Origin of the sequence: Paenibacillus sp. 23TSA30-6 (assembly GCF_014858585.1) — a bacterium.
Classification (GTDB): domain Bacteria; phylum Bacillota; class Bacilli; order Paenibacillales; family Paenibacillaceae; genus Paenibacillus.
In genome coordinates, this window is the sequence record NZ_SLTL01000019.1 from 98,890 (window position 1) to 107,046 (window position 8,157).

An 8,157-nucleotide genomic window follows, 5' to 3' on the forward strand; every position below is an offset into this window, starting at 1 on the left:
AATATTCTTGCTCAGTAGCTTGTCGAACAGGTCATCAGTTATATTTTATTTGCACCATAACCACCAAAAAAAGACCTTAGCAAAGATAACTCCTTATCCCTGTTAAGATCTTGTCTTTGTTAAGGTCTTGTCTTAAACTGTAACGGTCCTGACATTATCTTGTGGATAACGAAGCCCATTTTTGCTCCAGCCACTGATCAAACTCAGCACCCTTGTCACCTTCATAGACGTCGTAGATGTCGACTCTCATCTTGTGCAGCTTCTCGCGAAAATCGTTATAGGTATGGTCGGCTGGCAGGCTTTTTTTAATCCGTACCAGGATCTTCGTCAGGCCCTTAACAAGCTCACCCTCTTTGCGCACAGGCGGCTGTACATTCTCGCCCCATTCCTGAAGCTTGCGGTAAGCGGCTTCCTGAACGGCGTATACCGTATCATTATTCAATCGGTGTGTCAGCACGTCAATCGTCTGCTGGTTCTTCCATGCACCCAGATCATTTACCGCAGCTAGACGCGCTTTCCAATCGGAGGTTCGGTTTACAGCTACTTTAAGCTGCTCATATACTTCTGCAAATTCCTGCTGAGTTTCGTTGTTTTCCAAAATAATCTCATCCTTTTCTATAACTGAGTCAATCTATATTCGATCCTGTAGCGGTTCCACCATTAGAACACTTTGTTCACCTGTTCTTCGACCCTGTGGCTTTACTAAAAAAATCACTACATTTGCTGTTCATCATGATTGCCGTTTGTTAAATATAACATACTTGCAGGTCTTCTTCATATCTCGAACCATCTTCTTTATTTACGAACTTACATGGAAAGTTAAATTGAGCTTTTGATGCTCCGGCTCTCTTGCTTTTAGTTAGAGTAGTACTAGCTTTAATAAAAACTTATGTTCGTATACAATGAATGGGTTGGAAAATATATTCCACATGAAAAGAGGAGATTCATATGACAGATTTTTCATTACAGTTTTATGATTTTAACGCATGGGCAAATGAACAAATTTTCAAGCGATTAAAAGAGCTGCCCAAGGATGCTTATCGTCAAGAAGTTCAAAGTGTGTTTTCATCGTTATCGAATGTATTGGCCCATGTTTATCTTTCCGATCTGGGGTGGATAGAAGTTTTTTCTGGTAAAAGTATGAACCATGCATTGACGTTAGCTGAACAACTAAAAGAACAAACAGAGTCAAAAGGATTAGAGGAAATGGAGATCATGTTTTTGGAGTTATCCGAGCGATTCAAATCGTTCCTGAACCAAAAAGGAAATATAGACAAGCCTCTTGTCATTGAGAATCCTTCTGCCGACCTCATGAAAACAAGGGTATCCGAAATTGTCCCTCACATTGTGAATCATGGAACATATCACCGTGGTAATATCTCAGCCATGTTACGACAAATGGGTTACGCTTCTGTGTCAACAGATTATGGACTTTTCTTATATTTAAAAACAAGGGTTTAGCGTATATTTCCGTGCGTAATTTGACTGGCCTTCGAGTATGGAAAAACCGCCATTCGAAACTACAAAATACTCATACCCCCATTTTTCACTTGACTTTTATTGCTCTACGTTCAGCAGATCAATCTGTAATGGAAAAGTTTGAGTCCATTCTTTCGCAAATTCAGAACAGCGTTAATGCAATACATCATGAATTCTCATACCAAAGAACAAGCAGTACGTGGACGATGTGGCTTTGATTCCGGCTATTCTAGACCCGGCGAGGCAACAAGGGAATTGTTTAAATGTAAGGACAATAACATATTGAGATTGAATTTCGTCCCCAACGAACCCCTCTACTGGATCGGCTACACTCTTATACCAAGCGAGCGATGCTCTCCACATGCCTTGTGGCGGTGATCATGATGCCGTATGAAGCTGGTAGTCCCTTGACGACACGGTATTTTTCGAAGGGTTGCTTTTTCAATCCTAAAATTTTGAAGTTTCTATTTTCGCCAACTATTTGGCACCAGCATTTCTATTACGTCATTTAAGCAGATAGTCACTTTTAACACTTATTATCAAAAAAAAGTTATTGCATTTATTCTCTACTAAAGCTTTTGGCCTCCAAAAGGATCCAATTGTCCTCATCTGGCGGCAAGGCCAATTTATATGCCGGATTCGCTGCTCCCAGCTGCAAAAAACCATTTCCAAAATCTAATTCCACATGAACAATTATTTTATTGCCATTTCATCAGGATATTCAGTAATATCCTTAGCCCTTGCATTGAAAACAGTTTTATAGAACTCTATTGCCTCAGAAGGATTCTTCACTGTTTCAGTCATTGTTACTCCTCCTTTAAATGATCATAACATATCAATTTTATGCTTATATCTTCATTGGATTGAATTCATCAACTCATAGAAATATTTGGAATCCCGAGTCTTATTAAGACTGTACCAGGCATCTAATGTTTTTGAAGAAAATACACCCAAAGCTTTCAAGACGTGTACGGAAAATTCCAACGGAGCTGTTCCAGATGCAGTGATCAGTTTTCCATCCGTTACAACAGACTCCATTTTGTAATACTTTTCGCCCGTGTAAGTGGGACAGATCATTTTAAGGTATTCCAGATCATTGCTTGTATGCCCACGTGAATTCAGCAATCCTGTCTGGGCAAGTCCCATTGTGGCACCACAAATCGCTGCAACCAATATACCTTCCTTTAAACACCTCTCAACGATTTTTAAGATGGGTTGGTGAATTGTTTCTGTCCATGTATCTCCACCGGGTAAAATCAATGCATCCGTGCTTTCAAGGCTGCACTCATCTAGCTTGATGTCAGGCAGTATTTTCAATCCGCCCATTGTAGTTACAGGAATCTTTTCAATTCCCACGGTAACTATTTTTGATGGGGACAGCCCCTTTTTATAATATCTTCCCGAGTTCAATTCGGCAGTTAAGTAACCTATCTCCCAGTCTGCCATTGTGTCAAACACATAAAGATATACCGTATTATTCATTTGCAAGTTCTCCTTATTTTACAATTCATCAAGTGATACCAACCATCCATCGGTAATCAATGATTATCATCATTATAAAATAGCTTCACTGACATCTGCTGTCAGTGAAGCTATTAAAGTTGATAATATTCCATTAACTCCGACGCAACAGCAACAAGTTTTTCCTTCAAACTCTGTGGTTCGATGACTTGAATGGATTTCCCGTAGGATAGGAGAAAATAAGGGACATATATATGAATTGATTTTTCCTCAAGTAAAAAGATTGCTTGATTGGATGTCCGCTCTTTCAGATGATGCCCCAAAAACCAATGCAGGCATAAGTCATCCAATGCCTCTGTCCTGCCTTCGATAATTAAAGAAATTAAACCGTCCTTGCCCACTAAATCAGGTAACAGATTTTGCATAAAAAATTCACGAGCCGAAAAAGCCTCGGGACGCTTAAATATGATTTGAGTACGCTTGGTCTGTAAAATCCGATCTGCCCGAAAGCTACGGATCTCATTTCTTAGGTGGCAAAATGCAACAGTATACCATTTATTGTTCCAGTAGACCATTCCATAGGGATCTATCACCCTATTCTTGGGTTGTTCTTCATGGCTTGAGCGATAATCCATTTCTACAGAAAATTCGTTTGCTACAGCCTGCTCCAATTCTGCCAATACCGGCTGAAGAGAAGGGTCTCCCATGCGGTTAATAACTTCAAATCCGGCTAAATGACGGCTAAGTATACTTTCCTGCTCCTGATTCGAATACATTTTCAATTTTGATGTCGCATTGCCTAATGCCTCACTCAAAGGGTATCCAGCTTCTTTTGCAAAAACAGCAGCATGAAGGAGCGCCTTTTTTTCCTCAATATCAAATAGCAGAGGTGCTCTGATAAAGTTATTCAGCAAGCTATACCCGCCATTATGACCTGTGTCGGATATTATAGGCACTCCACTGGCACATAGTGCATCAATATACCGATAAACTGTCCTTATATTTATTTCTAACTTTTCGGATATTTGTTTTGCAGTCATTTTTACGCCCGAATTCAGCATCCATAGAATTTCCAGCATATTATCGTTTTTTGGCATAACATGAACCCTCATCTTTCATTAAACCTCAATATTTTATAAATATCTTTGTGCCAGAAGTGACCGCAGCCTCACCCAAAGTTTTCTTCGGGATGCCAGAAGGCAAGCAGCATAAAGTGGAACGAGATGTATTTTATCGGGTACGGAAAACGTTCCATGAGCTGGATGCGGAAAAGCCCGGAGAACAACGTGCTGACTCGTATGTCACCTATATGATTGAAAGTCTGCAATACTACGCTCTAGGTGACCTTATCACGTTATCCATTGGACAAGGCAAAGAGTTGGTCGTCGTTCGGGCAGTGACACGGTTAGAGGATGGCTTACTGCGTACCCGTTACGATCTCCAAGCGGAACAGAATATTCGCTATGCCCGGTATGAAAACGATCAGGCCACCGGGATTTCGCTGACAGGAACGGTGCTGAAGGTACAGCAGGATTTCGTCCAGCTTCAACTCGACATCGATCCGAAGCAAGATCCTGTCAAAGCCTGCTGGTTTCCCGTAGCCGCCCGTTATGTTGCGGAAGAACATACTGGCTGGTACGATATGCCTGAAATCGGGGAACAAGTGGAACTGTATTTGCCTACAAATCGCGAACAGGATGCCTATGTGACGGATTCGCTCCGACAACAACGTCACGCAAATGGACAGCCGAATGTGAAGGTATGGCAGCATGTGCAAGGTAGCGGCGTAGAAATGTCTGAGCAAGAATTGACCCTGTCCACCTCGGATGGATTTTCTATTACACTGCACGAGGATACGGGCATCACCATCAACAGTCCGGGGGATGTACAGGTTCAGGGTGGTCACGTGAAGCTCGATGCAGGTGAGGAACTTTCGCTCAAGGCTGGAACGGCGCTGTATCTAAAAGGCGGAGCCAGCAGTATGGTACTGGATGGTGAGACGGATACCAAAGCTCCAGTGATTTATCAGGAAGGTACGGTGAAGGCACCTGTTTTCGTAGCCGACCTCTCTCCTGTGCCTGAGCCGCCATTGATGAGCATCAAAGCGTATGAAGCAGCTCAGTCAGCAGCCAAGGATTCATCTAGCAGCCAAGCCTCTCCCCCTAAAGCAAAAGTCACCAGTCCAGCAGAGCTTCAGAAGGCTAATGCTTTGATGGGGACAGTATCCAAGCTATTAGGTTCCATTCCGGTGATGGGGAAAGTGGCTAGTGTAATGTTAAATACAGTTGGTGGACCCGCAGGTAAAGTAGCAGCAACTGTTTTGCAAGCAACTGCATCGATCCCAGTTCGGAGCAAAGGAACACCTACGACTGGAGGAAACAGCAAGGGGAGCGGAGTTCATCCGTTAAAATACTTGGCTGGTTTAGCCCTTCAAGGACTGATTAGTCAATACGAGCATGAGCAAGCGAGACAAGCCTATTATAGCAAGTGGATTTTAGGAAAAGCATATACAAGTGCGCGTCATATAGCGCATTCCGGTGGCCCACTGGAACTGGTTCAAAACCTGCTGAAAGAGTCAAATGCTATGGTACATGCGTATCAGCAGATTCCTGTAGATCTGAGACAACGTTGGAGGGCCAAGCACGATAGCTACATGGCAGCTGAAAAAGCAAAAGTATCCTATAATTTTGATGAGTATGATAAAAAATTTATGGGTACTATGTGGGTCCTCAGTAAAAATGGAGTTACCGATCAGAAAGCTGCACAAGCTTCTCTTGCCTATAACGAAGCTATCAAAAATGGAGAAATCAAATTACATCACGAACCAGAAAATGTGGATATTTTCGTAGAACAAATTAAAGCAGCAAGAGAAGGAAAGAACTATTGGACAGGAGAAGAAATACCAAAATGGCAGGCAAATGCGATTATTATTAGTAGTGTATTTTCTGAATTTCAGATGGTTGGAAGTTTATACGGTGCTAAATTTGGCAGGAATATAAAGATACCTTCTAAATCAATTAAAGTTCCAAAGTCTACCGTTAAAACTCCGGGAACAGGAATAAGTAAAGTAAATCCGTCTGAGCAAATAAAACAGCGAGTATTACAAAATATCGCTCAGAGCAAGGCTGCAAGGGAAGCATCCAAGTTTGGGGAATATGTAAAAAAAGAAAAGCTTACTCTTGATGCTATTAAGAAACGACAGGCGTTAGAGGGGACGCAAAAACCTACTCAAGCTAAAGCTAATTTTACATCGGAAGAAATTTCAAATCTCCAAAAACATGTTATAGATGAAGCTCAAATGCTAAAAGACAGTGGACTTACAAATAAGCAATTAGGTCCAGCCGTAGCCGGTGCCTACGATAATACCACCGGTAAGTTTTATACAGCAATTAATGATGTAGATGGGTTTGTGCCAAAAGAGTTACATCCAATTATTGAAGCGAGAATTAAAAATATGCCTAAGGATGTTTATGAATCATATAGTCAGTTTACACATGGTGCTGGATCCCATGCAGAAGTATATGCTGCGAACAAGGCTTTGTTAGCTAATCCAAATGCTAGTATTGACAATCTAATAATATATGTTATAAAACCCGGAAGTGCAACAAAGCCTGTAACTAATGTACCGTTCCCGACATGTCCGCATTGTAATTATATTCTAAAAGGATTTAATATTATATCCGACAGTAATAAAAAGTGAAGGAACAAAGGGGCAATAAAATAATGGAGTTATTAAACATTTTATCGATGGAAGAAGTATTGCAGGAAGGCATTGAATTTACTGAAGATGTTTGTTTTTCAGGAAAAAACGGACAAGAAGTTTTTGATAAACCCATAGAAGATGGCGGAAAGCCAATATCGGGTCTTGTATTTGAGAGATATAAAAATGGAAATTTAGCCTACTACTCATATTATGAAAATGGGATTTCAGAGGGAGAATACGTAAAATTTTACAATAATGGTAAGTTAGAAAGTTTTCAAAATATGAATAAGGGTGTGTTATTGGGAAAATCCACTTCTTGGTTTGAGAATGGAGCAATAAAATCTATTGCAGAATGTAAATATGGTTTTAAGCTAACTTACAAAGAGTGGGATATAAATGGGGAGTTAATAACCGAAAAACTAGAGCCTAGTGAATTCGAAAAAAGTATGATTGACAAATATGATGCTTGGGCTAAAGAAAATGGAGAATAAAATAACAGAAAACTTTGATAAAATTCAATATGACTTATCTCAAAATATAAAATTAGAAAATAGTTTTAGCCAAGACAATATACAGTTGATTGCAGGGGTTGATTTAGCATATTGGGAAGAAGATGAAAAGACAATTGCAGTTTGCTGCATATGCGTCGTGGATTTTTTGACGAAAGCTATAATTGAGACAAAGTTTTTAAAAGATGAAATTAAAGTCCCGTATATACCGGGATATTTATCTTTTAGAGAGTTACCTCTCATTATTAATACGTTCAAAACTTTATCCTTTGACCCTGAAATTGTGATGTTTGATGGAAATGGTTACTTGCACCCTAGAAATATGGGAATTGCAACACATGCCTCTTTCCATTTAAATAAGCCAACCATAGGTATTGCAAAAAGCTACTTAAAAATTGGGGCAGTTGATTTTGTTATGCCTAGTGATAAAGAAGGGGCATTCACGGATATTGTGATAAACGGCACAATATATGGACGAGTACTGAGAACACACAAACATGTCAAACCCATATTTATCTCTTGTGGTAATTGGATCGATATAGACACTGTCACTGATATTACATTAGCATTAATTAATAACGAAAGTAGATTACCTATACCCGTAAGACAAGCTGATTTAGAGACTAAAAAAATGAGAAAACATTTCATGAAATATGAAAAATAGGTCTTTAAAATATTTTGTGCAACCTCTTGCTACTCAATAATAAAATTGAGCAATACAACCAACAAATCAAGCACTAACAACTTGATAGATTTTCAAAAGCTTATTTCAACTTGATTCAATGAGTAGGAATAAGCTTTTTGTATGCTCAAAATCAGCAGTGAGATAACCATAATAATCCCAATTTTATAGAACAAAAACCGGATTAACCCCCTAAGTTTGGACACTAACTCTCTCTTGCTCATCGAGACTTCGTTTTTGAAATTATGGACTACTGTCAATAGAATGGACACCCAAAGTCGAGAATTTCAAGCGGGTTTTCGGTACAACCGTTCATACTGATT

General features: G+C 39.8%; 7 protein-coding genes and 2 pseudogenes. 5 read left to right on the forward strand and 4 right to left on the reverse strand.

From position 1 onward, the window contains the following. Window positions 1-154 precede the first annotated feature (154 nt). Entirely contained in the window at window positions 155-598 is a 444-nt protein-coding gene (locus tag E0698_RS17610) for a HEAT repeat domain-containing protein (RefSeq protein ID WP_025683802.1), read from the reverse strand. A gap of 350 nt (window positions 599-948) precedes the next feature. On the opposite strand from E0698_RS17610, the gene E0698_RS17615 reads away from it, so the two are divergent. Next, the gene (locus E0698_RS17615; protein ID WP_192512389.1) at window positions 949-1,461 is read left to right on the forward strand and encodes a DinB family protein; all 513 of its coding nucleotides are present in this window, start codon (window positions 949-951) and stop codon (window positions 1,459-1,461) included. A 616-nt stretch (window positions 1,462-2,077) separates the two neighbouring features. Here the strand turns inward: E0698_RS17615 and E0698_RS17620 are convergent. The 3 genes and pseudogenes from E0698_RS17620 to E0698_RS17630 form a co-directional block, all read right to left on the reverse strand. Then, a pseudogene (locus tag E0698_RS17620) lies at window positions 2,078-2,289 on the reverse strand (VOC family protein); the annotation flags it as partial. Window positions 2,290-2,334: 45 nt separating this feature from the next. Then, complete coding sequence (locus tag E0698_RS17625; protein WP_192512390.1) at window positions 2,335-2,961, reverse strand: type 1 glutamine amidotransferase family protein; 627 nt, start codon at window positions 2,959-2,961, stop codon at window positions 2,335-2,337. A gap of 113 nt (window positions 2,962-3,074) precedes the next feature. After that, entirely contained in the window at window positions 3,075-4,037 is a 963-nt protein-coding gene (locus E0698_RS17630; protein ID WP_192512391.1) for a helix-turn-helix transcriptional regulator, read from the reverse strand. Between the two features lie 35 nt (window positions 4,038-4,072). On the opposite strand from E0698_RS17630, the pseudogene E0698_RS17635 reads away from it, so the two are divergent. The 4 genes and pseudogenes from E0698_RS17635 to E0698_RS17645 form a co-directional block, all read left to right on the forward strand. Further along, window positions 4,073-5,614 (forward strand): annotated as a pseudogene (locus tag E0698_RS17635) (hypothetical protein); the annotation flags it as partial. Between the two features lie 624 nt (window positions 5,615-6,238). After that, entirely contained in the window at window positions 6,239-6,640 is a 402-nt protein-coding gene (locus E0698_RS27020; protein ID WP_238354052.1) for a YwqJ-related putative deaminase, read from the forward strand. A gap of 23 nt (window positions 6,641-6,663) precedes the next feature. After that, the gene (locus E0698_RS17640; RefSeq protein WP_149096258.1) at window positions 6,664-7,134 is read left to right on the forward strand and encodes a toxin-antitoxin system YwqK family antitoxin; all 471 of its coding nucleotides are present in this window, start codon (window positions 6,664-6,666) and stop codon (window positions 7,132-7,134) included. After that, window positions 7,103-7,816, forward strand: a complete 714-nt coding sequence (locus tag E0698_RS17645) for an endonuclease V (RefSeq protein WP_149096257.1) — start codon at window positions 7,103-7,105, stop codon at window positions 7,814-7,816. The genes E0698_RS17640 and E0698_RS17645 overlap by 32 nt, the downstream gene beginning before the upstream one ends. Window positions 7,817-8,157 lie beyond the last annotated feature (341 nt).